The sequence below is a fragment of the Microbacterium sp. genome (assembly GCF_031179285.1).
GTDB lineage: Bacteria > Actinomycetota > Actinomycetes > Actinomycetales > Microbacteriaceae > Microbacterium.
Genome location: NZ_JAPSHY010000024.1, coordinates 1 through 25,754, shown reverse-complemented (window position 1 = coordinate 25,754; position 25,754 = coordinate 1). Strand labels below are relative to the sequence as shown.

The following is a 25,754-nucleotide window of genomic DNA, read 5'->3' as shown; positions in this document are numbered from 1 at the left end:
CACGACGACCGCGCGCGGCATCCTGAGAGGATGCCCCTGACTGCGAGCGAGCTGCATCGTCGCGGCATCGAAGCAGCCAATGCGCGCCGATTCGCCGCCGCGCGCAGAGCGCTCGCTCAGGCGTCTGTGCGGACGGAAGATGTCGACCTCCGCGCCCGCATCGACGGCACGACGGCCTACGTGCTCGCCCAGACCGGTGAGCCATCCGCCGCCGAACAACTCTGCCGTCAGGCGCTCAGCCGCCGCGGATTGCACGACGGCACCGTCGCGGTGCTCAGCGGGCAGCTCGGCGTCCTGCTCATGCACGCGGGCCGGCTCGCCGACGCCGAGCGCATGCTCACCCGGGCGATCGACACGATGGGCGCCGCGACCATCGAGCTCGCCAACTGCCTCATGAACCGCTCGGTGGTGCGGATGCAGCAGCACCGGCTCGATGTCTGTCGAGCCGACCTCATGCGAGCGGTCGACATCTATGAGCAGAACGCGCAGGAAGAACCCCTGGCCGAAGCGCGGCACAACCTCGGCTACGTGGCTCTGCTGGGCGGCGACCTCGTCAGCGCTCTCGCTCTGATGACGCAGGCTCGACCCGTGCTCGCGCAGATCAGTCACGTCGCCGCCGCGATCAGCGACCTCGACCGGGCAGAGGTGCTGCGTGACGCCGGGCTCGACACCGAGGCGGAGGCGCTGCTCGCCGAAGTCGCCGCGCGGTTCGGGGCGCACCGGATGCGTCAGGCCAGAGCGGAAGCCGAGTTCCACCTCGCACGCTCGCTGCTGCGGCGTGATCCCGCGGCCGCGGAGCGGACGGCGCGCACCTCCGCTCGACGGTTCTCCGCTCTCGGGAGCGACGGATGGAGGATCCGTGCGGAGGCCCTCCGCCTGGAGGCCGCCGTCCGCGCGCACCCGAGAACTCCCCCGCCCCGAGAGGCACTCGACCGGACCGCGTCGGCCCTTCGACGGCGAGGGTTGGACACTGAGGCGACCGCGCTTCGACTGACGGCCGGGCTCATCGGACGCCGTCGCCTGCCGCACATCCCCGTGGACGCGCCGACACCGCTCCGGCTGCGCGAGCATGAGGTTCTCGCGACGCGCGCAGCCTCGGCCGGCCGTGACGCCGAGGCTCGCCGCATCGCCGCCGCTGGGCTCGGCATCCTCTCCGCCTGGCAGCAGACCTTCGGAGCTCTCGACCTGCAGGCATCGGTGGCGATGCACGGCACCGATCTGGTGTTCACCGGACTCGCGGCGGCAGCCCGCACCGGCGACCCGGACGTGCTGTTCGACTGGTCCGAACGCGCCCGCCATCTCAGCCAGCAGGTCGCTCCGCTCCGCCCGCCGCACGACCCTCTCCTGGCCGCCGATCTCGCCGAGCTGCGCATGCTGCGCGCCGACCTCGCCGGCAGTGACTGGACCGCGGACCCGACGGTGCGGCTGCTGCGCGATCGGGTGCGCGAGCGGCAGTGGTCGACGGTCGGCGCCGGCGAGACCAAGACCCACGTAACCGTGCCGGAGATCCGATCGCAGCTCGATCCTCAGACCGCGGTGCTGTCCTACGTCTACACCGGAACGGAACTGCTCTGCGTCGTCGTGACGCGCGGCGGCGCCGACCTCGTCACGCTGTCCTGGCGCCGGGTGCAGGAGGTATTGCGGGGACTGCGCGCAGACCTCGACGTCGCCGCCCTCACGCGGGGCGGACCGATGCACGCCACCATCGCGCGAGCGCTCGATGCGCGACTGCAGCGCCTCGACGCTGAACTGTTCGCGCCCGTACTGGCCACGGCGGGCGACGCTCGTCGTTTCGCCCTCACCGTTCCCGGCGTGCTCGGCGGCATCCCGTGGGCGATGCTGCCGAACATGGCGGGCCTCGCCTTCACCATCGCCACATCGATCTCGCGCTGGGTGCCGGAGCACGTCTCGCTGCGAGACGCGCGCGTTCCGCCAGACCCCGCGTCGGCGCCGGCACCCCCTCTGAATGACGTCGGCGGCGAGCGGTCTGAGCACGCAGTGGCGGTTTCAGCGCCGGCGGTGCGGAGGATCGACGTCGGCTTCGCCGCCGGGCCCCGAGTGCCGCGGGCGGAGGAGGAGGTGCGGCGGGCGGCATCCGCCTGGCCCGCGACGGAGGTGCTCGGCAGCGATGCGGCGACGGTGGCGGGAGTCACCGAACTCGCCGGACGCGTCGATCTCCTGCACATCGCCGCCCACGGACGGCACTCGGCGGACAACCCGCTCTTCTCGGGGTTCGAACTCGCCGACGGGACCCTGTTCGGGTACGACATCGATCTGATCCCGCAGCCGCCAGCGACCGTCGTGCTGTCGGCGTGCGAACTCGGCAGGTCGTCGGTGCGCTGGGGTGAGGAGGCGATCGGCATGACACGGGTCTGGCTGCACGCGGGCAGCCGATGCGTGATCGCCGCCCCCGCGGTGGTGGCCGATGACATCGCCTGCGAACTGCTCGGTGCCGTGCACGCGGGCCTGGCCGCAGGGGCGGCGCCCGCCGTGGCACTCGCATCAGCCGCGGAATCGGCCGGTCTGCGGGCGCCGTTCCAGTGCCACGGCGCCGGTTTCTGAGGTTTTTTCCATTCGATGTATCATGTGAAGGATGCCTTGCTCCTGACTTCCAGAAGGTGTCAGGCGAAGGGCTTCGGAGGGTGGGCGAAGCGCGAGGGAGGCGCTGTCGACTGGGGACTCGCACGCTGGGGAGCGCGGGGGCGACAGACACCGACTGCTCCGGGGGTGCTGCGGGACGCCGCAGCACCCCCGTCAGGAGCGTGGATGGCGCATCACACCGCCGCGGCCGTCACTGCGCCGCCGACCTTCGCGATCGTGCCGCGGGCAGACGACTCGTATGCCGCGAGGATCACTCCGAGCACGTCGATCCCCTCCACGTGGGTCTGGATCGGCCGGCGCCCCTCTCGAATGCACTCGGCGAAGTGCGCCACCTCAGCGGCGAACTCGTGCACCTGGTCGAACGTGACGGTGACGGGCTCTTCGCCGCGGATGCGGGAGATCAGCGTCGTCCCGTCCGAGCTCAGCGAGCCCTTCTCGCCGACGAGCGAGAACTTCTCGGTGCCGACGGCGGGCTGATAGGCCCAGCTGGTCGTCACATGACCGACCACGCCGTTGTCGTAACGTACGAGCACCTGAGCCGAGTCCTCGCCCTCCATGAAGTCCAGGCGATGGCGCGACAGCATGGCGCCGACCTCGACCGGTGTGCCACCGGCAAGATGCTGCAGGAGGTACAGCGGGTGGTACCCGGTGTCGATGAGTTCGCCGCCGCCGGCCGTCGCGGCGTGCGCACGCCACCCCATGCTCTCGACGGTGAAGTCGTTGTAGAAGCTGTCGGTCGTGCGCACCTCGTACACGCGGCCGAGGGCTCCGCTCGACACCAGCTCCTTGGCCGCGGCGACCGCGGGCATGAACAGCTGGTTGTGCGCGCACATGACGGTCACGCCGTTGCGCTCGACGGCCGCGGTGATCGCATCCGCCTCCTCGAGAGTGAGGCACAGCGGTTTCTCGCAGAGCACGTGGAGCCCGGCATCCGCTGCCGCGATGACCGCCTCGGCGTGCAGGTGGTGCGGCAGGCAGATGTCGACGGCATCCAGCCCACCCGCGGCGATCATGTCGCGATAGTCGGCGTAGATCCGCACATCGGCGTCATCGCCGCGGCGCTTCTCAGCGTTCTCCGCGACCGGGTCGGCGATCGCCGCGAAGGTCACGGTGTCGGGGTTGCGGCGGTAGCCGGCGACGTGCGCCCCGGCGATGCCGCCGGCCCCGATGAGGCCGATCCGTACTCTGTCTCTGGCGTTGCTGGTCATGCCTGTCCTTTCGCATCGACGTCGACGGCCTGACCGGACGCCGCTGACGTGTTGGCGGCGACCACGAACCGAGTGAGGTCGATGGCCGCCTGAAGGTTGTCGGTCGGGTCGGCGTCGCCGCGGATCGCGTCGACCCAGAGATCGAAGGGGCTCTGTGCGCCGGGCCCGGAGGGCACGGCGGTCCAGGCGTCGCCGAACCGGCCGCCCTTGCCGATGAGCTGTTCGCCGCCGAAGCCGTAGAGCAGCGACGCCTCGGTGCCGCGCAGTTCGAACGCGAAGGCTCCGGGGGTGGTGACGAAACTCGCCTCGGCGACGCCGACAGCCCCGTTCGGGTAGCGTGCGACGACGACCGCGTTGTCCTCCACGGCCCGGCCGGTGACGCTGCCGTAGGTCGCGCTGACGGATGCCGGGGCGGCGCCGAGGAAGCGCTGCACGAGGTACGCCGGGTGGCAGCCCAGGTCGGCGAACGCACCCCCGATCGCCGCGACCGGATCGGCGAACCGCTCGGGCAGCCATCCCTTCAGCCATCCGTCGTGCGCCATGCGGACGCGGGCGTAGGTCACGTCGCCGAGGGCGCCGGTGTCGACGAGCCCGGATGCCGTCGTGATCAGCGCTTCCGACAGGCGCGGCAGCGAGACGACGAGCGCAACGCCCTTTCGCCTCGCGGCGGCCACGAGTTCCTCGGACTCTGCGACGGTCGGGGCGAGGAGCTTCTCGGTGAAGACGTGCTTGCCTGCCGCGATCGCCTGCGAGATGACGGCGGTGTGCTCGTCGGTGGCGGTGGTCACCGTGATGGCGTCGAGGTCGGGGCGGGCGAGCAGGGCGTCGAGGCTCTCCGCCGCTTCGAGTCCGAGGTGTGCGGCGCCGTCTCGGCCACGATCGACGTCGGGATCCCAGGATGCCACGAGGCGTGTGCGGGGATGCTCTGTCACCTCACGTGCGTAGTCATTCGCGTGGACATGCCAGAAACCGGCGACTCCGACGCCGATGATGTCGTCAGTCAACCGTGCACTCCTTCGTGGGTTCGTCGATCGGCGCGCTCGGCGGCCGGACAATTGTGGCAACGTTACCACACTCTTCCATTCGGGTGGAAGGATGTCGGGCGACGGCATCCGTATCTGTCCGGCCGGCCATCGTCGGCGTCCTCGGCGGCGCGACGATTCGAGGTAGGAATGACGATTCCCGGAGTCGACGCCGGAAGACTCACCTCGAATCGTCCGACCCACCTCGAATCGTCGGCCCCATCCGGCCACACCCCCCGGTTTCTGCGACGATTCGAGGTAGGAATGACGATTCCCGGAGTCGACGACGGAGATCTCACCTCGGATCGTCCGACCCACCTCGGATCGTCGGCCTCACCCGGCGGTGATGACCTCGTACCCGGCAGTGCGGAGGGCGGCAACGGCCTCGGCATCCGCCCCCGAATCGGTGATCACCGTCGAGAACTGCTCGACTCCGCCGACGGCGGCGAACGCGACGGAGCCGAGCTTGCTGCTGTCGGTGACGATCACCGCGCGACGCGCGCGTTCGGCCATGATGCGGTTCACCGCGGCCTCACGCTCGTCGTGCGTGCTGGCGCCGGCTTCGGCATCCATCCCGTTCACCCCGATGAAGGCGATATCGAGCCGCACGCCGCGCAGCAGCTGCTCGACGAACGGGCCGACGAGTTCATAGCTGCGCGAATGGATGACGCCGCCAGTCACGACCACCTTGATGTCGGGACGCGTCGCGAGCTGGGCTGCGATGTTGACGGCATTGGTGACGACGGTGATCCGGCTCTCGGCCAGGTCATCCCGCGCGGCGAGCGCCGCAGCGATGGCGGTGGTGGTCGTGCCACCCGACAGGCCGACCACGGTGCCGGGAGCGACCATCGCCGCTGCCGCCTGCGCGATGCTGCCCTTCTCCTGCGTGCGCAGGTGACTCTTGTAGCGGATCGGCAGCTCATAGGCCACGGTCTGAGCGACGGCACCACCGTGGGTCCGGGTGAGCAGACGCTGCTCGGCCAGGCTGTCGAGATCGCGCCGCGTCGTCGCCTGCGACGAACCGAAACGCTCGACGAGCTCTTCGACGGTGACCTCTCCTGCCGCGGCCAGCAGGTCGAGGATGGCGTTCAATCGCGCCGCCCGCTTCACCGCACACCCGCCTCGAGAGCGAAGAGCCGCAGCATCCGCCCCGCCTCCGCGGCCAGCGCATCGCGGGCCGGCGCGAGGTACTTGCGGGAATCGACCAGGCGTTCGTCCGAGGCGAGACGATCCCTCACCGCCCTCGTGAAGAACCCGTTCAAGTGGGTGGAGACGTTGATCTTCGTCATGCCGGCTCGCACGGCATCGGCGATCACGGCGTCAGCGACTCCGGACGAGCCGTGCAGCACCAGGGGCACATCGGCGCCGCTCGCCCCCCTGCCCCGCAGCGACGAACGCAGCCGCGAGATGAGATCGAGATCGAGGGATGCCGTCCGATCGGTCATGGCGTGGGAGGACCCGACCGCCACGGCGAGCGCGTCGACGCCGGTCGCCGCGACGAACGCGCGCGCCTCGTCCGGGTCGGTGCGGACGCCGGGCGCATGCGCGCCGTCCTTCCCGCCGACCTCGCCGAGCTCGCCCTCGATGAAGACGCCTGCCGCGTGCGCACGCTCCGCGACCGCGGCCGTCAGCGCCACGTTCTCGTCATAGGGCAGCGCGCCCCCGTCGAACATCACCGAGCCGAAGCCGAGAGTGATCGCCTCATCGACGAGCTCGGGCCGTTCGGCGTGATCGAGGTGCACCGCCACCGGCGTCGCTGCGCGCCGGGCGATGGCGAGCGTCGCCAGCGCGATAGGCTCGAGGCCACCGTGATAGTCGGCGCAGTTCTGTGAGATCTGCAGGATCACCGGCAGCTGCGCCTTCTCGGAGGCCCGCACGAGGCCCTCAGCGGTCTCGAGGTGGATGACGTTGAACGCCCCGATGCCGGTGCCGGCGGCTGCGGCATCCGTCACGAGTTCACGACTGCTGACCAGTGTCACGCCTGTTCTTCCTCTCGTCGCCCAGGGAGGACGGAAATCTCGACGCGCTGCTCGAGCTCGGCCCAGCCGGCGTCGATCTCGCCGGCGAGAGGCATCAGCACCGCGGCCGCCGACCAGGCGGTAGCCCGCCGGAGGATCTCGGCGGGCTCGCGCACTCCCGCCGCGAGCAGCACCGCACAGGCTGCGACCGCCGCGTCACCGGCACCGGTCGGGTTCCCGATCAGCGGCTCCGGCAGCCGCGCACGATGCAGGCCGGATGCCGTGACTGCGAGCATCCCGTCGGCGCCGAGCGAGACCAGCACGAGTTCCGCGCCCCGGTCGATGAGCTCGCGAGCCCCGTCTGCCGGGTCGGTGCGGCCGGTCGCTTCGGCGAGTTCGACGGCATTCGGCTTCAGCACGGTGGCCCCGGCATCCGCCGCCTGCAGCATTGCGGGCCCCGAGGTGTCGACGATCACGGGCACCCGCGCGCGGCGACCCCCCTCGATCAGGGCGGCGAGCTCGGCCTCGGGGGCGCCGGGCGGGAGGCTGCCCGAGATCACCAGGACGGATGCCGTCGGCAGCGCGCCGTCCACCGCTCGGTGCAGCGACGCCCATTCCTCGTCCGTCGGGTTGAGGCCGCGTTCGTTCACGATCGTGGTATCGCCGAGATGCAAGTCGACCAGCGCCGCGCTGCGGCGGGTCGGCGCCTGAACCGGCACGAGGACATGCGGGGCGCCACTGGCTCGAAGCTCCGCGGCGAACTCCTCGCCGGTGTTTCCACCCACGGTCGTGATCGCAAGCACGTCGGCGCCCTCGGCGTGGGCGACTCTGGCGACATTCAGGCCTTTGCCGCCGGCACGGACGGCGCCGGCATCAGCCCGATGGGTCTGCCCGATCGCGAGCGCCGCGACCTGCCAGGTGAGGTCGAGCGCCGGGTTCGGGGTGACGGTGACGATCATGCGAGCTCCCTCGCGCGCAGTGCTGCTCCGAGGAGGCCGGCATTGCCCGAGAGCTCCGCGGGCACGAGCCGGGGGATGCGGTGGAAGCTGAGGCGCTCGGCGAGCCGCGCGCGCAGCTCGTCGAACAGCGCACTGCCGGCCCGGGAGAGCCCGCCACCGATGACGACGGCCTCGGGTGCGACGACGGCGGTGAGCTGGGCGAGCGACATCGTCAGAGCGTCGAGGGCGGAGTTCCAGATCTCGGCGGCGACGCGGTCTCCGGCGGCCGCGCGGGCGATCACGTCCCTCGCGCCATCCGGTGTCACGCCGGTCGCGTCGCGGTAGCGGCGGGCGATGGCTCCCGCCGACGCGACGGCTTCGAGGCAACCGCGAGCGCCGCACGCGCATCGCGGTCCGTCGGCGATCGGCGAATGACCGATTTCTCCCGCATAACCGCCGGCGGTGTAGGGCACGCCGTCGACGAGAAGCGCGCCGGCGATGCCGGTGCCGACGACGAGAACGACGGAATTCGCGAAGGAGCGCGCGCCGCCGAGTCGGTGCTCGGCGAGGCTGGCGGCACGGACGTCGTGATCGAAGGCGACGGGAAGGCCGAGCTCTGCCGCAGCGAGGTCACGGATCGGGGAGTCGTGCCAGCCGAGGTTGCTGGCGAAGACGCCGCGCCCGGCATCCGCATCGACGATCCCCGGCACGACGAGTCCGGCCGCCTGCGGGACCACATCGGGGTGCGCTGCTCGCAGCTCCGCCGCGAGCACGCCGAGGCGATCGATCACGACGGCGGTGCGGTCTCCGTGCGCCATCGGCGTCGGGGTGCGCCCCAGCCCGAACGCAGTGCCGGCGGCGTCGATCAGCGCGGATTTGATGTCGGTGCCCCCGACGTCGAACGCCAGTACGGGCGCTCCGTGCCCGAGCGACCGCGGCCCCGGCGACGCGGGTCCCGGCGATCCGGGCTGAGAGACGGCATCCGGTCCCGGCGACCCCGTCCGAGAGACGGCATCCGCGCCCGGCGAGTGCGGCTCTTCGCCACCCTCGGGGCGGGAAGACGCCGGCTCGCGGTCAGGGGCGGAGGCCATCAGGCATCCAGGATGACGGATCGGGTGAGATTCCGGGGCTGATCGGGGTCGAGGCCGCGGCCGAGGGCGCGGTCGAGGGCCACCCGGTGCAGGCGCACCAGGTCGGCCATCGGATCGATCAGCCGGTTCTCGAAACGGGCACCGGTCGCCTCGACCTGGGCTGCCAGACCGTCGGGTGCCTCGCCGAACTGCCAGGTCACGCGCCCGGGTGCGGCGATGGCGATCGGGCCGTGGCGGTACTCCATCGAGGGGTACGACTCGGTCCACGACTGCGAGGACTCGCGCATCTTCAGGGCGGCCTCGTGCGCGAGACCGACCGTCCAGCCGCGCCCGAGGAAGGTGTACTGCTCGGCCGAGATGAGCGCCTCGTCATCGGAGCCGGCGAGCACCGCGCGGGCATCGGCGATCGCCGCGGAGAGGTCTTCCCCGAGCGAGGCGCGGAACAGCGCCAGCGCCGTGGTCGCGAACCGGGTCTGCACGACGGACTGCTCGTCGGCGAAGGGGAGGAGCACGGCATCGTCGACCAGCGACACGAGCGGGGACGCCGCGTCGCCGATGACGCCGATGGTCGGCAGCGTGCCCTTGATCCGCTCGACGAGTTCGAGCACTTCACTGGTGGTGCCCGAGCGTGTGAGTGCGACGACGGCATCGTAACCGCGGTCGACGAATGACTCGGATGCCGCGAACGCATCGGTCTCGCCGAAGCCGGCGCTCTCTCGCAGCGCGGCGTAGGACTGCGCCATGAACCATGACGTGCCGCAGCCGACGACGGCGACCCGCGCGCCCTTGCCCGGCAGGATCCGCTGTTCGTCGCGCAGGTCGGCGGCCCTCGCCCAGGTGTCGGGCTGCGACACGAGTTCGTCGCGCATGTGGGTCCCGGGCTGTGTGTGCGGCATGTGAGAAGCCTTTCGCAGAGAATGATGCATAGTTGTGATTGTTTACTGCCCGTTTCGATCATAGTATGTCGCAAGAAGCAACCAATGGCGAGAACTTCTTGATTTGTTTGTTCGCCTGACAAATAATCTAACAAGCTCCACCCGCCTGGCCGCCGATTCGTCGACGGCCCGGCTCCCGGGCATCGCCCGGACGATCACGCCCCCTGCGGCGGGGTCACACGCACCGTCGCGTGATGTGTTTGCGACCGTGCACCACCACCTTCGAAGGACCGGAAGACGCCTTCTTCGCGAACGGCACGCGATCCGGCGAAGGAACCAATCACAGTGAGGATGCAACACACATGAAGAAGTCACTGCGAATCGGCGCGGTCGTACTCGCGGCCACCGCCACGCTCACGCTCACCTCCTGCGGCTTCGGCGGCTCCGGCGGCGGCGAGGGCGGCGATGCCGACGGCAAGACCACGATCGACCTGCTCGTGCCCAGCTACTCCGACGCGACCAAGGGTCTGTGGGAGGACGTGATCGAAGGGTTCGAGAAGGAGAACCCTGACATCGCCGTGGAACTCGAGGTGCAGTCGTGGGACAACCTGGAGAGCGTCGTCTCGACGAAGGTCCAGGCCGGAGAGGCACCCGACATCTACAACGGCGGCCCGTTCGCCGGCTTCGCAGCCGATGATCTGCTGTACGACGTCGAAGAGGTGACCAGCCCCGAGACGTTCGCGGACTTCCAGGAGTCGTTCATCGCGAACGAGCAGCTCGACGGCACCACCTACGCGCTGCCGTTCATCGCATCGGCCCGCGCACTGTTCGTCAACAACGCGCTGCTCGCACAGGCAGGCGTCGAGGCTCCGACGAACTGGGACGAGCTGCTGGATGCCGCCACGAAGGTCTCCGCCCTCGGCGGCGGCGTCGCGGGTTACGGCATGCCGCTCGGCTCCGAAGAGGCGCAGGCCGAGGCGGCCGTGTGGCTCTGGGGCGGCGGCGGCTCGTTCGGCGACGAGTCGGAGATCACCATCGACACCCCGGAGAACCTCGCGGGCGCCGAGCAGATCAAGAAGATGATCGATGCCGGCGCGACGCAGGCCGATCCCGGATCGACCGACCGCTCGCCTCTCATGGACATCTTCGTGCAGGGCAAGATCGGCATGCAGGTCGGCCTGCCGCCGACCGTCGGCCAGATCGAGGAGAGCAACCCCGAGCTCGACTACTCCATCGTTCCGATCCCGACGAAGGACGGATCCCCCTTCACGCTGGGTGTGGCCGACCAGCTGATGGCGTTCCAGAACGACGGAGACAAGGCCGATGCGATCACCGCGTTCTTCGACTACTTCTACTCCGCTGACGTCTACGTGCCGTGGGTGCAGGCAGAGGGATTCCTGCCGGTCACGAAGTCGGGCTCAGAGCAGCTGTCCGGCGAGGAGGCGCTGAAGCCGTTCCTCGACGTGCTGCCCGACGCCCAGTTCTACCCGTCGACGAACGAAAAGTGGTCGGCTGCGGACGGCGCCTTCAAGTCGCTGTTCGGTCAGCTGCAGACGCTGCCGGCCGCCGACGTGCTCGCACAGATCCAGGCGCAGGTCGACGCGGGCTGAGCCCGCTGATCGGAGAGGTTCGGGTATTCCCATGAGCCAGACGAAAGAGTCCTCGAACCTCACGGGGGCGGCCACCGGCCGCCCCCGTACTCCGGGCACCACCGACGCCCGCCGCGGCAAGCCCGGCGGCGGCGGCAAGGATCTGCTCCAGGCGCTGCCGTGGATCGCACCGGCCCTCGTGCTCATCATCGGCGTCGTGCTGTTCCCCGCCGGGGTGATGTTCTTCAACTCGACGCGCGACATCTCGCTCTCGGGCCTCGACAAGGGTTCCGTCGGCTTCGACAACTTCGCCACGGTGTTCGCGTTCGCCGAGTTCTGGCCGATCTTCGGCCGCACCATCGTCTGGGTGGTCGCCGTGGTGACCTTCACCGTCGTGATCTCCCTGGGGCTCGCGCAGATCCTCAACAAGGCGTTCCCCGGCCGGCAGATCGTGCGCATGGCCGTGATCGTGCCGTGGGCGGCATCCGTCGTGATGACCACGATGGTGTTCTATTACAGCCTCGAGCCCTACTTCGGGGTGTTCAACAAGTTCCTCTACGACATCGGCCTGAGCTCCGACTCCGTCGGCTACGGCTGGACGAGGAACCCGACGACCGCCTTCGTCTGGTCGATCGTCGTCGCGATCTTCGTGTCGCTGCCGTTCACGACGTACACGATCCTGGCGGGACTCCAGTCGGTGCCTGCCGATGCGATCGAAGCGGCGAAGATGGACGGCGCGGGTCCCGGCCGCACCTACTGGTCGATCGTGCTGCCGCAGCTGCGCAGCGCCCTGGCCGTCGCGATCCTCATCAACATCATCAACGTGTTCAATTCGCTGCCGATCCTCAAGGTGATGACCGGCTCGATCCCCGGCTACGGCGCCGACACGATCATGACGATGATCTTCAAGTACATCGAGCTGCAGAAGAAGGTCGATGTCGCCAGTGCGCTGTCCGTTGTCGCCTTCCTCATCGTGATCGTGATCGTCGCGATCTACGTCAAGGCCGTCAAGCCCATGAAGGAGGTCTGACGGTGACCGTCACCGAGACCCGCGTCGTGACCACCGCCACCGGCGACCGCGCTCCGCGCATCAACGGACGCAAGCGCCGGTACACCGCCGATCAGGTCACGCTGCCGCGCGTGATCCTGCGCACCGCTGCCGGCTTCCTCGTGCTCGCGATCTTCGTGCTCCCGTACCTGATCATGTTCTTCGGCTCCGTGAAGACGAAGCCGCAGATCCGCTCGGTCGACCCGACGTACTTCCCCACAGAGTGGCACTGGGAGAACTACTTCACGATGTGGTCGACCCCCGAGACTCCGCTGCCGTACAACCTGATCTCCACGATCGTCATCGCGGTGTTCGCGACGCTGCTCGTGCTGCTCGTATCGCTGCCGGCCGCCTACTACACCGCGCGCTTCAAGTTCCCCGGGCGCATGGTGTTCCTGTTCCTCGTGATCGTCACGCAGATGCTGCAGCCCGCGGTGCTCACCTCCGGCCTGTTCCGTCAGTTCACGGTGCTCGGCCTCAGCGACACGTGGGCGGCGATGATCTTCATCAACGCGGCGTTCAACCTGTCGTTCGCGGTGTGGATCATGCACTCGTTCTTCGCCGGCATCCCGAAAGAGGTCGACGAGGCCGCGCAGATCGACGGAGCCGGACGGCTCACCGTGCTGTTCAAGATCAACCTGCCGCTCGTCTGGCCCGGCATCGTCACCGCCATCGTGTTCACCTTCGTCGCGTGCTGGAACGAGTTCGCGGCCTCTCTGGTGATCTTGTCCACCGACAAGAACCAGCCGCTGTCCGTCGCCCTGACCAAGTTCGTCGGTCAATACGAGACCAGCTGGCAGTACGTGTTCGGAGTCTCGATCGTCGCGATCCTGCCCGTCGTCATCCTCTTCATGCTCATCGAGAAGCGACTCGTCGGTGGGCTCACCGCCGGCAGCGTGAAGTGACGAGAACGCCGGTCAGGAAGACGCGGACGGCTGCGCTCGGAGGAGCTGTTCGGGACTCCACCGCACACCGAGCACCGCGGTGAGCGCGGCCTGCGCCGCTCCGGTACAGGTCGCGACGCGGGCATCGGCGTAGCGGATGGGCACCCGCACGGTGCCCCTCGCCGGGTAGTCGGTCTCGGCCTGCACCCGATCGAGGAACCGTGAGCCGAGCAACCACGCCGTGCCTCCGATGATCGCCTCTTTCGGATCCAGCAGGGCGCCGATGAGCTTGATCACTCGCGCGAGCGCGCGAGCACCGTCATCGATGCGCTCCTGGTCGGCGTGCGCGACGAGGGTGCGGATCTCGTCGACGTCCATGGCGTCGGAGAACTCATCGCCCAGCATCGCGCCCATCGACGCCGCCGCCTCCAGACATCCGCGTCCTCCACAGCGGCAGTCCTGCGCCGCGTCGCCGAAGAGCACCTGCACATGGCCGATCTCACCCGCACGATCACGCGGCCCCGGTGCGAGTTCGCCGTCGAGCGTGACCGCGGCCCCGAGCCCACCGCCGATGTGGATGAAGAGGCGATAGCCGGCTGGATCCTCGTCGACTGCAGCTTCGGCGATCGCCTCGGCATCCACATCGTTGATGAGGAGGACGGGAACCTGCAGGATCCGCTCGAACCGTTCGGCCAGCGGAACGTCCTGCCACTTCAGCTGCACGCTCTCCAGCACCGAACGCCCGTCGGTCGTGCCGGGCACCTGCACTCCCGCCGCGAGCAGGCGACCCGCGTATGTCGTGGCCGCGTCGGCGACGGCGTCGTCCAATGCCCGATCCCGGTCGCCGAGCGCATAGGTGAGCCGATTCACGGCGACCTCCGAGCCGTCGAGCGCGACCAGGCTGAGTCGCGCGCTCGTGGGCCGGATCACGAGCACCAGGATCAGGTGGTGGGCGGCGTCGACGGTGAGCGTCGTCGCCCGCTTGCCGCCGGTGCTCGCGGCCTGCTCGCCCTCGGCGACGAGACGGTTCTCGATGAGCTCGGCGACCAATGAGGATGCCGTCGCGGCGGTGAGGCCGGTCGCGCGCGCGATGCCCGCTCTCGTCTGTCGCCCCGGATCGCGGAAGACGAGCTGCAGGGCACGCCGCAGGTTCGCCCGCCGAAGCGACGCCTGGGTGTCGAGAGCGTCGTCGCTCTTCAGCATGGCTTCGTTCCGTTCTGGAGCGCGGGCGGGATCGTTGACAGATTACGCGGAGGCTCGTACCATCTCATTAGTTTATTCATTGAACTTAGTCGCGAGTTCGCTTACGCACATGTGCTCCGGACGGGCGAGTGCTGCACACACCGTCGCCCGTCCGGCTTCCTTCGGCGCACCCCGTTCAGCGCCCTCCGGCCGCCTCGGTGTGGTGACGGATGACCTCCGCCACCACGAAGTTGAACCACTTCGCAGCGAACTCCGGATCGAGGTGAGCCTCCTCGGCGAGTGCACGCAGGCGTGCCACCTGCTGCTCCTCGCGAAGGGGGTCGGATGCCGGCATGTCGTGCTCGGCCTTGAGTTGTCCGACCTGCTGCGTCGCGCGGAAACGCTCCGCGAGCATGAAGATGAGGGCGGCGTCGATGTTGTCGATCGTGGCACGCAGGCGAAGCAGCTCCGCCTTCGGGTCATCGGCTGCTGTCATGCACCCACTCTAGGAGGTCGGTCGGCGCCCGGCGGCGAGGTCTGCACCGCTATCGTGATGCCATGAGTGACGACGAAGCCACGGCATCCGGGGCGCCCGACGACACCACGTCGTCTGTCGAATCGCCGGAGGACCAGCCGCCGGCGGTCGTCGTTCCTCCGACAGCGATCGATGCGGCGCCGGTGGCCGCTCCCGCGGCATCCCACCCGACGGTCGATGAGCCGATGCGGCCGAGCAGGTCGTTCTGGACGCGCATCGACCGGCCATTCGTCTTCGGGTTCCTCGTGACGCTCGGCGGGCTCGCCGCGGTCCTGTTGGGGCTCGCCCTCTCGAACCTCGCGACCGTTCTCATCTACATCGCGCTCGCGCTTTTCGCAGCCCTCGGCCTCGACCCCGCCGTGCGATTCCTCGAGCGCCGAGGGCTCTCGCGCGCGATATCGGTGATCATCGTCATCCTGGGGCTCATGGGCGTTGTCGCGCTGGTGCTGTGGATCGTGCTGCCGGTGGTGATCGATCAGGTCGCGAGCTTCGTTCGCTCGGTGCCGTCGATGATCCGCGAGTTCGCCGCGAGCGATGTCTACGCCACCCTCGAGAAGCAGTTCGGCGATCAGTTCGAGAATCTCATCGCCGATGTGCAGAAGTTCCTCACCGATCCGGGCAACATCGCCACCATCGGCGGCGGCGCCCTGCAGATCGGCGCGTCGATCGCGACGGCGATCTCGGGCGTGATCGTCGTGCTCGTGCTCACGCTGTACTTCGTCGCGACCCTGCCAGTCATGAAGCGGGCCTTGCTGCGCCTTGCTCCGGCGCGGGACCGTGCCCGTGCCGGCGACATCACCGAACAGATCACCGACTCGGTCGGCGGATATGTGATGGGCATGGTCGTGCTGGCTTTCCTGAACGCCATGCTGACGTTCCTGCTCTACTTCTTCCTCGGCCTGCCCTTCCCGCCGCTCATGGCGACGATCGCCTTCTGCATCACGCTGATCCCGCTGGTCGGGTCGATCCTGTTCTGGATCATCGGAACCGGCCTCGCCCTGTTCTCCGATCCCCTGGCGGCTCTCGTGTTCGCGCTCGCCTACCTCGTCTACATGCAGATCGAGGCGTACGCGATCACCCCGCGCGTGATGAACCGCGCGATCTCCATCCCCGGCTCACTCGTGGTCATCGGCGCTCTCGCCGGCGGAACCCTGCTCGGACTCCTCGGCGCGCTGGTCGCGGTGCCGGTGGCGGCATCGATCCTCATCATCATCAAGCAGGTGTGGATCCCCCGGCAGGACGCCCGGGTCTAGCTGGACTTCTCATTCGCATCGCACCACGCAGAAGTGCCCGGGACCTTCCGGCTCCGGGCACTTCGCGACGACGGCTCAGAGAAGGTCGTTGTCCTCGAGCCACTGCGCGGCGATGTCTTCCGAGGACTTCTCGTCGACCGTGCTCTGCACATTCAGCGCGACCAGCTCTTCGGCGGTGAGCTTGGCACTGATCGCGTTGATGACGTCGGCGATCTCATCGGCGATGTCGTCGGATGCGATCGGCACGACGTTCGAGGCCAGGATCATGCTCTCCGGGTCTTCGAGCGCGACGATCTCCTCGGTCTGGAACGCCGGATCGGCCGAGTAGATGTCGGCGACCTGGATGGCGCCGGCCAGCAGCGAATCCAGCGTGGTCTCGCCGGTGGCCGAGAAGGTCAGGTCGACGCCGTAGACCTCCTTGGCCGCGGCCGGCCCATACGGACGCTGCTCGAACTCAGGGGCGGCGCCGATCGTGACGGGGGTCGGAACCTTCGCGAGATCACTGATGCTGGTGAGTCCGTGCTCATCGGCGAAGCTCTTGAGCACCGTGTACGTGTCCTGATCCGACGCCTCGGCATAGTCGAGCGCGGCGAGCCCGTCGGGCAGCACCTCGCCGAGCGCCGCATAGACGTCCTCCGGGCTGGTCGCCGTCGCCTCGTCGTCGAGATACTCCAGCAGGTTGCCGGTGTATTCCGGGAAGAGATCGATCGCCCCCGACTCGATCTCAGGCATGTAGGCGTCGCGCTGGCCGATGCTGAAGTTGCGCTCGACCTCGTGGCCGGCGTTCTCCAGTGCCTGGGCGTAGATCTCGGCGATGATCTCGTTCGAGTAGTAGGCCTGGGAACCGATGACGATCGTGTCGCCGCCCCCGTCTCCCGAGCCCTCATCCGTTGGGGTGTCGAGCGGGTTGCTGCTGGCGCAGCCGGCAAGGACGACGGATGCGGCGAGCGCGATGGAACCTGCGAGGGCGAGCCGTGACTTTCGTGCGGTGAACATGATGTTCCTCTCTGGGGATGCTGTGGACGGAAGCGAAGATCAGGCGGACGAGGATGCCGGCGCCGCCGATCGGGCGGAAGCGGATGCTGCACGCCGGAGTGCACGACGCGACGGGGTGCCGGTCTGGGCGACTCGGACACCCGCGGGGACGGCGGCGTGCTGCGCGATGGCGAGGAGGAGGTCGACGATGAGCGCCAGCAACGCGACGAGGATGGCGCCGCCGAGAACCTGATCGAACCGGCGCAGCGGGATGCCCTGGATGATCGGCCAGCCGAGCCCGCCCAGATTGACGTAGGCGGCGATGGTCACGGTGGCGATGACCTGGAGCAGAGCGGCGCGAAGGCCGCCGACCAGGAGCGGCAGCCCGAGCGGCACCTCGACCTTCCAGAACACCTGCCACTCGGTCATGCCCATCGATCGGGCAGCATCCAGGACGCGGCGGTCGATCGCCTCGAATCCGGTGTAGGCGCCGGCGAGCAGCGAGGGAATCGCGAGCAGCACGAAGGTGAGGATGGCCGCTGCGGGAATCTGCAGCACGCCGAGCAGGAGAACGAGCAGCACGAGGAGACCGAAGGAGGGGATGGCGCGCGCGGCGCCCGAGACGGCGACGGCGATCTCGCGTCCGCGACCGGTGTGCCCGATGAGCCAGCCCGCCGGCACGGCGATGAGTGCGGCGATCAGCACCGAGATCACCGTGTAGAACAGATGCTGGCCCAGAAGTGTCGGCAGCGCGTAGGTGCCTTGCCACCTTTCGGGCGACAGCAGCCAGGCGAGCGCTTCCGTGAAGACGTTCATGCGGGAGCCCCCGCCGGAACGCTTCGGGCGGCGGCCGGACGCCCAGTGGCGCGGGTCCAGGGCATCAGCGCCCGGCCGGCGAGCAGGAGGAGAAGGTCGATCAGAAGCGCGATCACCACGACCGCCACGACACCGGCGAGGACCTCCGCGATGATCCGGCGCTGCAGTCCGTTGGTGAACAGGTATCCGAGATTCGTCACGCCGATGAGGATGCCGACCGTGGCGAGCGAGATCGTGCTCACGGCCGTCACCCGCAGGCCCGCCAGGATCACCGGGCCGGCGAGCGGCAGATCGACCGTCCAGAATCGGCGGAGGGGCGCGTAGCCCATGGCCGTCGCCGACTGGCGCACGGCGTCGTCGACGGAGTCGAGTCCGTCCGACACCGCCCTGACCATGATCGCGACCGCGTAGATCGTGAGGGCGACGATGAGGTTGGTCTGGCTGATCGCCGAGTAGCCGAGGACCGCCGGCATCAGGATGAGCAGCGCCAGCGAGGGGATCGTGTAGAGGAGCCCGGTGAGCACGATCACCGGACCACGCACGAGCCGGTAGCGCCATGCCACCCAGCCCAGTGGCAGGGAAAGGAGGAAGCCCAGCAGGATGGGCGCCACGCTCTGCCGGAGGTGGATGACGGTGAGCTCGAGGATGAGCCCGATGTTGTCGACGACCCAGCTCACGTCAGGTGCCGTCCTCGCCGAGCGCGGTCGACCCCTGAGCCAGTTTCAGCGCGACCGCGGGGTCGATTCCGTGGTCGTGCCGGATCGGGGTCGCGTCGACCAGCGCACCCTGCGTGCGACCCTCGGAATCCACGACGACGACGCCCCGAGGGGTCTGCTTGAGACGCAGCGCGCGGCGGCCGCGGTCGGCGCCGATGAACGCCGTGACGAAGTCGTTTGCCGGATTCTCCATGATCTCGCTCGGCGTTCCGACCTGGACGATGCGCGCGCCCTTGTCCAGGATGACGACCTGGTCGCCGAGGATGAACGCCTCGTCGATGTCATGCGTGACGAAGACGACGGTCTTGTCGAGTTCTCGCTGCAGCCGGCTCGTCTCCTGCTGCAGTTCGGCGCGGACGATCGGATCGACCGCGCCGAAGGGCTCGTCCATGAGCAGGATGTTCGGGTCGGCGGCGAGGCCGCGGGCCACACCCACCCGCTGCTGCTGCCCGCCCGAGAGCTGACTCGGGTAGCGTTCGGCCAGACCCTGAGCGAGTCCGACCGTGTCGAGCAGTTCTCTCGCGCGGGCGTGCGCCTTCGACTTCGACACGCCGTTGAGACGCAGCACCGTCGCGACGTTGTCGATCACCGAGAAGTGGGGCATCAGACCGGAGTTCTGCATGACGTACCCGATACGGCGGCGCAGCGCCACCGGGTCGCCGGTGAGCACGCTCTCGCCGTCGATCTCGACATCGCCCGAGGTGGGTTCGACCATGCGGTTGATCATCCGCAGCAGCGTGGTTTTGCCGCTTCCCGACGAGCCTACGAGGACCGTCGTCTTGCGAGACGGCAGCACCAGGCTGAAGTCTTCGACGGCGACGGTGCCGTCGGGGAACCGCTTTGTCACGGAACGGAACTCGATCATGGGTGATCTCCAGTCGATCGATTCGACGCGCCGACTGCCGAGGCGGCAGCGACGGGCGCGGTGCCAGCGACTACGGGCCGACCTCGACGCGGGGGTCGAACGCCACGTATCCTGCGAAGTCCTTGCCGACGCGATCGAACGCGGAAGGATAGGGATTCGGGTACGACCAGGCGTAGTCGGTGTGGAGCTCTCCCGCGGTCTGCACCGAGAAGTACTGGGCAACGCCCTTCCACGGACAGGTGTAGGGCGTGGGGCTCTCGACGAGCACGCCGGGTGCGACGGAAGCGGGCGGGAAGTACCAGTTGCCCTCGATGCGCACGAGATCGCTCTCGTCTGCCTCGGCGATGATGTTTCCTGCGAGTACAGCCTTCATGGTCGTGCCTCCTCGGATTCGAGTTCGAGCGTATAGGGGATGACGGACATCACGATCGTGTTCGGAGCGGGATCGCGAACGGATTGCACCGGGAGACGGGCGGATGCGTGGTTGCGGATCCTCACGCTGACTCCCGTCCGTACGCCTCGAGCAGGCGCAGCCAGGTCTCACTGATCGCAGGGTACGACGGCACGGCGTGCCAGAGCCGGGCGATCGGTACCTCTCCGACGATCGCCACGGTGGCGGCGTGAACGAGTTCGGCCACCTCTGGCCCGACGAACGTCGCGCCGACCACGACGTCGCGGTCGGTGTCGATCACGAGTCGCACCTGGCCTTCGAAGCCGTCCTCGTACACGCTGGCACCGGCGATCAGGCCCAGGTCGTAGTCGACGGCCTTCACGGCGATGCCGGCCTTGATCGCCTCGGCCTCGGTGAGTCCGACGGAGCCGACCTCGGGAATCGAGAACGTGACCTGCGGGACGGCGGCCTGGTCGGCGGTCGCGACGTGGCGACCCCATGGGGCATCGAGGACGTCTTCGCCCTTGGCGCGCGCGACGATCACATCTCCGGCAGCCCGAGCCTGATACTTGCCCTGGTGGGTGAGGAGCACTCGACCGTTCACGTCGCCGACCGCGTACAGCCACTCTGAGCCGGGGACGCGGAGCGTGTCATCCGTCGCGATCCAGCGGCCGGGCTCCAGCCCCACGACGTCGAGGCCGATGTCACCGCTGCGCGGGGACCTGCCCGTCGCTGCGAGCACCTCGGTCGCGGTGATCTCCTCGCCGCCGTCGAGGGTGATGGTCACACCGTCGGCGCCACGGCGCACGGATGTCGTTCCGGTTCCGGTGCGCACGTCGGCGCCGAGTTCCTTGAGGCCCGCGGCGACGCGTTCGCCCGCGAAGGGCTCCATTCCGCCGAGCAGTCCGCTGCGGGCGATCACGGTGACCGTTGAGCCCAGCGCCGCGTAGGCGGTCGCCATCTCGACCGCGACGACCCCGCCACCGATCACGGCGAGCGATTCCGGCAGCTCCTTCGCGCTTGTGGCCTCTCGGCTCGTCCACGGGGAGGCTTCGCGGAGGCCGTCGATCGGCGGAATCACCGCGTCAGAGCCCGTGCTGATCGCCACCGCGTGCCGAGCTCGCAGCACCGTCGTCGTGCCATCAGGACCGGTGACGGTGACCTCGCGTTCACCTGTCAGGCGGCCGTGGCCCCTGACCAGATCGATCCCGGCGGAATCGAGCCAGGCGACCTGACCGTCATCGGACCAATTGCTCGTGAACGAGTCGCGGCGAGCGAAGACGGCGCCGACATCGAGCCGGCCGGTGACGGCCTCGGTGGCACCGGCGACATGCTGCGCGGCGCGGAGGGCCTGAATCGGGCGAAGAAGCGCCTTGGAAGGCATGCAGGCCCAGTACGAGCACTCGCCGCCGACGAGCTCGCTCTCCACGATCACAGCGGTCAGCCCGCCCTGAACGGCACGGTCCGCGACATTCTCACCTACCGGCCCTCCGCCGAGCACGATCAGGTCGTATTCGTCAGTGCTCATCGGCGTCGCCTCTCTCGGATCCGGCTGCAGAGCCAGTCTCGTAGGTGTGCAACGCCGAGTCACGAAGTTTGTTCCGCGCTGACGCGTCGAGCGCCGCGTCTACGGGATCAGGACGACCTTCCCCTGCTGTCGCCGCTGCTCGATCGCCGCGTGTGCGGCCGCCGCCTCAGCCAGCGGATACTCGTCGACGGGCGGCGAGACAGTGCCATCGGCGACGGCCGCGAGAGCGCGCTCTTCGATCACGCGCAGCTGCGCGATCCGGCGTCCGAGTGGAACGGTGACCGTGAGCGAGCGGGCGATGATGTCGTCGGTGTCGATGCGCACCGCATCGCCGCTCGACCATCCGATGATCACCACTCGCGCGCCCCGCCCGAGTGTCTCGAGGGCAGCCCTCGCCGTGGCGCCACCGACGCCGTCGATCAGCAGCGACGGCTCCCGGTCGCCGAGCACCGCCGTCATGTGGCGCGGCCAGTCCTCATCGGTGGCATCCAGAGCGATGAATCGCGCCGCATCCCGCTCGTCGTCGGGTGCCAGGCGGTCGACGACGTCGCGTTTCGCCTCGCCCCCGTAGAGGGCGACGACGGTGGCTCCGAACGACAGGGCGAGCTGCACCAGCTGGCTGCCGAGCCCTCCGGAGGCGCCGGGGATGACCACGACGTCGGTCTCCTGCATGCCCGCGCTCTCCAGCACGTACTGGGCGGTGCGGCCGGTGCCGATCGCGGCGACCGCCTGCGGGAACGGAACCGGGTCGGGGAGGACGTGAAGCGCCGCTGCCGGCGCGAGCGTGTATTCGGCGTACCCACCGTTGAGGAAGCCGACGTGAGCGACCACGCGGGTGTCGAGGAGTCCGGCATCCACCCCCGCCCCGACCGCGTCCACGGTGCCGGCGATTTCGCGGCCGGGTGTCATCGGAAGTGCGGTCTGCGGCATGGACGGCGGTCCGCCGCCGCGTCTGATGTCGGTGTCGACCGCGTGCACGCCGGCCGCCGCGACACGGATCCGGACCTGACCCTCCCCCGGCTCCGGACGGGGAACCTCCTCGATCGCCAGCACCTCGGGCCCCCCGACTTCTCGCTGGACGATCGCCCTCATCGTCGCGGTCGCCGCCGGCTCCGTGCGCGCGTCGTGTTCCTTGTCCGCCACGGTCATCTCATTGCTCGTCATGAGGACGACGCTAAGACCTCAACTTCGGTTGAGGTCAAGCCGACGGCGGTCGGGCGCGATCGCCCCGGCCGCCGTCTCTCGGCTGTCACGCTTCGGGCGCCTCCTGCAGCGCGCGGACCTCGATGCGGCTCTGCAGCGCCGCGGATGCCTGGGTCGCCCATGCGACGGCGGCATCTTCGTCGGCTGCTTCGATCAGCCAGAATCCTCCGACATACGAGGCCGCCTCGACGAACGGCTCATCGAGCACCTGCGTCTCGCCTGAGGTCGCGTCGACGGTCTTCGCGGTCGACGGCGGGTTGAGCCCGCCCGCTGTCACGAAGGCCCCGGCCTCCTTGAGGGCGGTGTTGAACGCGTCGACCGCTGCCATCACCGCCTCGAGTTCGGCCGGGTCGAACTCCTGCATCGACGCCATCGTCGGTTCGGTCGCCGTGTCGTGGGGCACGGTCAGGAAGTACTGGGTCATGATCGGATCCTCTCGTCATCGGGCCACTTCTTGTCGCCCCTCACCACTACGTCGAACGACGATGACACCGATCGACATCGCGTCGAACGTTTTTCGTCGAAGGGTGGCGGACGATGCGGGCCGCGCGATCAGCGCACCGGCAGGAAGTGTGTCGGCGTCGGCGCCGCGGTCTCGTGACGGATGCCGAGGGGCACTCCCGTGCGGTCGTCGAGGTCGAGCAGGGTGACGCTGTCGGAGCGCTGACCGGCCACGAGCAGCTTGCCCTCGTGCACGAGGTGGTGGCGCGGCCAATCCACTCCGGATTCGGCGAGCGCCACCGACTCGAGGGATTCTCCGCCGCCGCGGACGCGAAGGGCGGCGATCGTGTTGCTCCCACGCAGGGCGGTGTAGAGGAAGGCGCCGTCGCGGGTGCGGGCGAGCTCTGCCGGGAAGTCGAAGCCGACCTGAGCGATGGGCGCAGCGATGGTCGAGGAGACGACGCTCCACCGGCCGTCGGGGCCGGCGGCGAGGGTGAAGACCTCGCAGGAGTACTCGGTGACCACATGCAGGTGACCGCTCGGGTGCACGACCATGTGGCGTGGCCCGCTGCCGAAGGGCAGCACGACCTCATGGTCGAGCGCGAGGCCGCTGCCCGTCAGTCGCCAGATGCGCACCAGGTCGAATCCGAGGTCGGTCGTCGCGATGCGGCCGTCGTGCAGGAACGCGGCCGAGTGCGCGTGCGAGGATCGCTTCTCGCCGGATGCCGCATACGGGTCGGATGCCGCAGCTCCCGTGCCCGCCGGAGCCTTCTCGTCGGCCGGCGCACCACCGGCCGAATCGTCGGGGCCGAAGAGGGCCTCGCGGAGTGCGGCCGCCTTGTCGACGGCATCGCGGATCGGCCTGCCCGCGGCGTCCAGCCCGATGCGCACGACCCGGCCGTCGCCGTAGCAGCTGGCGATCAGTGCCGAGCCCTGCGGCGACACGGTGACATGGCACACCGAATCTCCGACGGGCACCGGCTCGCCGAGCGGCGAGAGAGACGAGTCACCGGTGCGCGCGAACGCCTGCACAGCGGCATCCCCCTCGAGAGCCGCGTAGACGACGTCGAGGGTCGGATGCTGCGCGAGCCACGACGGCGAGGGCGTATCCGTGACCGCACCCCGGTAGGTCAGCGAGGTGGCGCGACCTTCATCTCCGGCGAGCAGCCCGATGCCGGCTGCCGTTCCTTCCATACCCGAGCCGTAACCGCCGAGCCAGAAACGTGTCATGCCGTCATCCTCCGTCTGTCGCGTCGTATGCCGTTCATCCGCGCCGACGGTCGTCGGCGGACCGCCGTGCTCTCAGTCGAGCAGGTCGTGCCGGACGATGACCTGATCGCGCTCCGGACCGACGCCGATCACCGAGATGCGGGTGCCGCTCATACCCTCGAGGGCGAGCACATAGTCCTGCGCGTTCTTCGGCAGGTCATCGAAGGTGCGCGCCTTCGAGATGTCCTCGCTCCAGCCGGGGAAGTACTCCAGCACCGGCTTCGCGTGGTGGAAGTCGGTCTGGTTCACCGGCACCTCGTCGAAGCGCTCGCCGTCGACGTCATACGCGACGCACACCGGGATCTGCTCGAGCCCGGTGAGGATGTCGAGCTTGGTGAGCACGAGGTCGGTGATGCCGTTGACGCGCGTGGCGTAGCGGGTGATCGGGGCGTCGTACCAGCCGACTCGGCGCGGACGCCCGGTGGTGGTGCCGAACTCGAAGCCGCGCGAGCGCAGCCAGTCGCCCTGCTCGTCGAACAGCTCGGTGGGGAACGGGCCCGAGCCGACACGCGTGGTGTACGCCTTGACGATGCCGACGATGCGGTCAAGGCTTCCCGGGCCGACGCCCGATCCCGTCGCCGCCCCGCCGGCGGTCGCCGACGACGAGGTCACGAACGGGTAGGTGCCGTGGTCGACGTCGAGCATCGTCGCCTGGCCGCCCTCGAACACGACGACCTCGTCGCGGCCGAGCGCCTCGGCCAGCAGGTAGCCGGTGTCGGCGACCATCGGCCGCAGCCGCTCGGCATACGAGAGCAGGTCTTCGACGACCTCGTCGGCGGTGATCGCGCGGCGGTTGAAGATCTTCACCAGCAGGTGGTTCTTCTGGTCGAGCGCGCCCTCGACCTTCTGGCGGAGGATGTTCTCGTCGAACAGATCCTGCACGCGGATGCCGACGCGGTTGATCTTGTCGGCATAGGCCGGGCCGATGCCGCGGCCGGTGGTGCCGATCATGCGCTTGCCGAGGAAGCGCTCGGTGACCTTGTCGAGAGTGCGGTGGTACTGGGTGATGATGTGCGCGTTGGCGCTCACGCGCAGACGCGAGACGTCGATGCCGCGGGCGCCGAGCGCCTCGAGCTCGCTGAAGAGCACTTCGAGATCGATGACGACGCCGTTGCCGATGACGGGGTTCACACCCGGCGAGAGGATGCCGGAGGGAAGCAGGTGCAGCGCGTACTTCTCGTCGCCGACCACCACCGTGTGACCGGCATTGTTGCCGCCGTTGAACTTCACCACCCAGTCGGTGCGCTCACCGAGCAGATCGGTGGCCTTGCCCTTTCCCTCATCGCCCCACTGCACGCCGACGATCACGATTCCTGGCATGGGTAACCCCCTGGGTCTCTGCCGCGTAGCTGCGCCCGAACGGGCA

General features: G+C 69.0%; 24 protein-coding genes. 5 read left to right on the top strand and 19 right to left on the bottom strand.

Annotated elements, in window-relative coordinates; translation table 11 throughout:
• Window positions 1-30 precede the first annotated feature (30 nt).
• Complete coding sequence (locus tag RIN18_RS13610) at window positions 31-2,562, top strand: CHAT domain-containing protein (RefSeq protein ID WP_309104521.1); 2,532 nt, start codon at window positions 31-33, stop codon at window positions 2,560-2,562.
• Window positions 2,563-2,774: 212 nt separating this feature from the next.
• On the opposite strand, the gene RIN18_RS13605 is transcribed toward RIN18_RS13610, so the two are convergent.
• From RIN18_RS13605 to RIN18_RS13575, 7 genes are all read right to left on the bottom strand, one after another.
• Window positions 2,775-3,809, bottom strand: coding sequence for a Gfo/Idh/MocA family oxidoreductase (locus RIN18_RS13605; protein WP_309104520.1), 1,035 nt, complete (start codon window positions 3,807-3,809; stop codon window positions 2,775-2,777).
• Window positions 3,806-4,813, bottom strand: coding sequence for a Gfo/Idh/MocA family oxidoreductase (locus RIN18_RS13600; RefSeq protein ID WP_309104519.1), 1,008 nt, complete (start codon window positions 4,811-4,813; stop codon window positions 3,806-3,808). The genes RIN18_RS13605 and RIN18_RS13600 overlap by 4 nt, the downstream gene beginning before the upstream one ends.
• 351 nt (window positions 4,814-5,164) lie before the next feature.
• Entirely contained in the window at window positions 5,165-5,941 is a 777-nt protein-coding gene (locus tag RIN18_RS13595; RefSeq protein ID WP_309104518.1) for a DeoR/GlpR family DNA-binding transcription regulator, read from the bottom strand.
• Window positions 5,938-6,810: a class II fructose-bisphosphate aldolase gene (locus RIN18_RS13590; RefSeq protein ID WP_309104517.1), complete on the bottom strand. Its 873-nt coding sequence runs from the start codon at window positions 6,808-6,810 to the stop codon at window positions 5,938-5,940. The genes RIN18_RS13595 and RIN18_RS13590 overlap by 4 nt, the downstream gene beginning before the upstream one ends.
• A complete protein-coding gene (locus RIN18_RS13585) occupies window positions 6,807-7,748 on the bottom strand; it encodes a 1-phosphofructokinase family hexose kinase (RefSeq protein WP_309104516.1) in 942 nt (313 codons plus the stop codon). The genes RIN18_RS13590 and RIN18_RS13585 overlap by 4 nt, the downstream gene beginning before the upstream one ends.
• The gene (locus RIN18_RS13580; protein WP_309104515.1) at window positions 7,745-8,818 is read right to left on the bottom strand and encodes an ROK family protein; all 1,074 of its coding nucleotides are present in this window, start codon (window positions 8,816-8,818) and stop codon (window positions 7,745-7,747) included. Before RIN18_RS13580 ends, RIN18_RS13585 begins: the two co-directional genes overlap by 4 nt.
• Window positions 8,818-9,714, bottom strand: a complete 897-nt coding sequence (locus RIN18_RS13575) for a sugar isomerase (RefSeq protein WP_309104514.1) — start codon at window positions 9,712-9,714, stop codon at window positions 8,818-8,820. The genes RIN18_RS13580 and RIN18_RS13575 overlap by 1 nt, the downstream gene beginning before the upstream one ends.
• Before the next feature lie 341 nt (window positions 9,715-10,055).
• On the opposite strand from RIN18_RS13575, the gene RIN18_RS13570 reads away from it, so the two are divergent.
• The 3 genes from RIN18_RS13570 to RIN18_RS13560 are packed head-to-tail and all read left to right on the top strand — an operon-like array spanning window position 10,056 to window position 13,235.
• On the top strand, window positions 10,056-11,303 hold the full coding sequence (locus RIN18_RS13570; protein ID WP_309104513.1) for an extracellular solute-binding protein: 1,248 nt from the start codon (window positions 10,056-10,058) through the stop codon (window positions 11,301-11,303).
• Window positions 11,304-11,334: 31 nt separating this feature from the next.
• A complete protein-coding gene (locus RIN18_RS13565; protein ID WP_309104512.1) occupies window positions 11,335-12,312 on the top strand; it encodes a sugar ABC transporter permease in 978 nt (325 codons plus the stop codon).
• 2 nt (window positions 12,313-12,314) lie between these two features.
• Window positions 12,315-13,235 carry a carbohydrate ABC transporter permease gene (locus tag RIN18_RS13560; protein WP_309104511.1) on the top strand — a complete coding sequence of 307 codons (921 nt, stop codon included), beginning with the start codon at window positions 12,315-12,317 and terminating at the stop codon, window positions 13,233-13,235.
• Between the two features lie 12 nt (window positions 13,236-13,247).
• On the opposite strand, the gene RIN18_RS13555 is transcribed toward RIN18_RS13560, so the two are convergent.
• Window positions 13,248-14,417, bottom strand: a complete 1,170-nt coding sequence (locus tag RIN18_RS13555; RefSeq protein ID WP_309104510.1) for an ROK family protein — start codon at window positions 14,415-14,417, stop codon at window positions 13,248-13,250.
• Window positions 14,418-14,592: 175 nt separating this feature from the next.
• Entirely contained in the window at window positions 14,593-14,892 is a 300-nt protein-coding gene (locus RIN18_RS13550) for a chorismate mutase (protein WP_309104509.1), read from the bottom strand.
• A gap of 62 nt (window positions 14,893-14,954) precedes the next feature.
• On the opposite strand from RIN18_RS13550, the gene RIN18_RS13545 reads away from it, so the two are divergent.
• Entirely contained in the window at window positions 14,955-16,184 is a 1,230-nt protein-coding gene (locus RIN18_RS13545; RefSeq protein WP_309104508.1) for an AI-2E family transporter, read from the top strand.
• Window positions 16,185-16,259: 75 nt separating this feature from the next.
• On the opposite strand, the gene RIN18_RS13540 is transcribed toward RIN18_RS13545, so the two are convergent.
• The 10 genes from RIN18_RS13540 to RIN18_RS13495 form a co-directional block, all read right to left on the bottom strand.
• Complete coding sequence (locus tag RIN18_RS13540; protein WP_309104507.1) at window positions 16,260-17,180, bottom strand: ABC transporter substrate-binding protein; 921 nt, start codon at window positions 17,178-17,180, stop codon at window positions 16,260-16,262.
• Window positions 17,181-17,219: 39 nt separating this feature from the next.
• Window positions 17,220-17,975 (bottom strand): ABC transporter permease subunit, encoded by a 756-nt coding sequence (locus RIN18_RS13535; RefSeq protein WP_309104506.1) that lies wholly within the window; start codon window positions 17,973-17,975, stop codon window positions 17,220-17,222.
• Window positions 17,972-18,652: an ABC transporter permease subunit gene (locus tag RIN18_RS13530; RefSeq protein WP_309104505.1), complete on the bottom strand. Its 681-nt coding sequence runs from the start codon at window positions 18,650-18,652 to the stop codon at window positions 17,972-17,974. Before RIN18_RS13530 ends, RIN18_RS13535 begins: the two co-directional genes overlap by 4 nt.
• A gap of 1 nt (window position 18,653) precedes the next feature.
• A complete protein-coding gene (locus tag RIN18_RS13525; RefSeq protein ID WP_309104504.1) occupies window positions 18,654-19,556 on the bottom strand; it encodes an ATP-binding cassette domain-containing protein in 903 nt (300 codons plus the stop codon).
• 70 nt (window positions 19,557-19,626) lie between these two features.
• A complete protein-coding gene (locus RIN18_RS13520; protein WP_309104503.1) occupies window positions 19,627-19,929 on the bottom strand; it encodes a DUF427 domain-containing protein in 303 nt (100 codons plus the stop codon).
• Window positions 19,930-20,050: 121 nt separating this feature from the next.
• Window positions 20,051-21,475 carry an NAD(P)/FAD-dependent oxidoreductase gene (locus RIN18_RS13515; protein WP_309104502.1) on the bottom strand — a complete coding sequence of 475 codons (1,425 nt, stop codon included), beginning with the start codon at window positions 21,473-21,475 and terminating at the stop codon, window positions 20,051-20,053.
• Between the two features lie 99 nt (window positions 21,476-21,574).
• The gene (locus tag RIN18_RS13510; protein WP_309104501.1) at window positions 21,575-22,639 is read right to left on the bottom strand and encodes an alcohol dehydrogenase catalytic domain-containing protein; all 1,065 of its coding nucleotides are present in this window, start codon (window positions 22,637-22,639) and stop codon (window positions 21,575-21,577) included.
• 85 nt (window positions 22,640-22,724) lie between these two features.
• Window positions 22,725-23,102, bottom strand: a complete 378-nt coding sequence (locus RIN18_RS13505) for a YciI family protein (RefSeq protein ID WP_309104500.1) — start codon at window positions 23,100-23,102, stop codon at window positions 22,725-22,727.
• 128 nt (window positions 23,103-23,230) lie between these two features.
• Window positions 23,231-24,349, bottom strand: a complete 1,119-nt coding sequence (locus tag RIN18_RS13500) for a beta-propeller fold lactonase family protein (RefSeq protein ID WP_309104499.1) — start codon at window positions 24,347-24,349, stop codon at window positions 23,231-23,233.
• Between the two features lie 72 nt (window positions 24,350-24,421).
• Window positions 24,422-25,708, bottom strand: a complete 1,287-nt coding sequence (locus tag RIN18_RS13495; RefSeq protein ID WP_309104498.1) for an adenylosuccinate synthase — start codon at window positions 25,706-25,708, stop codon at window positions 24,422-24,424.
• Between the last annotated feature and the right edge of the window lie 46 nt (window positions 25,709-25,754).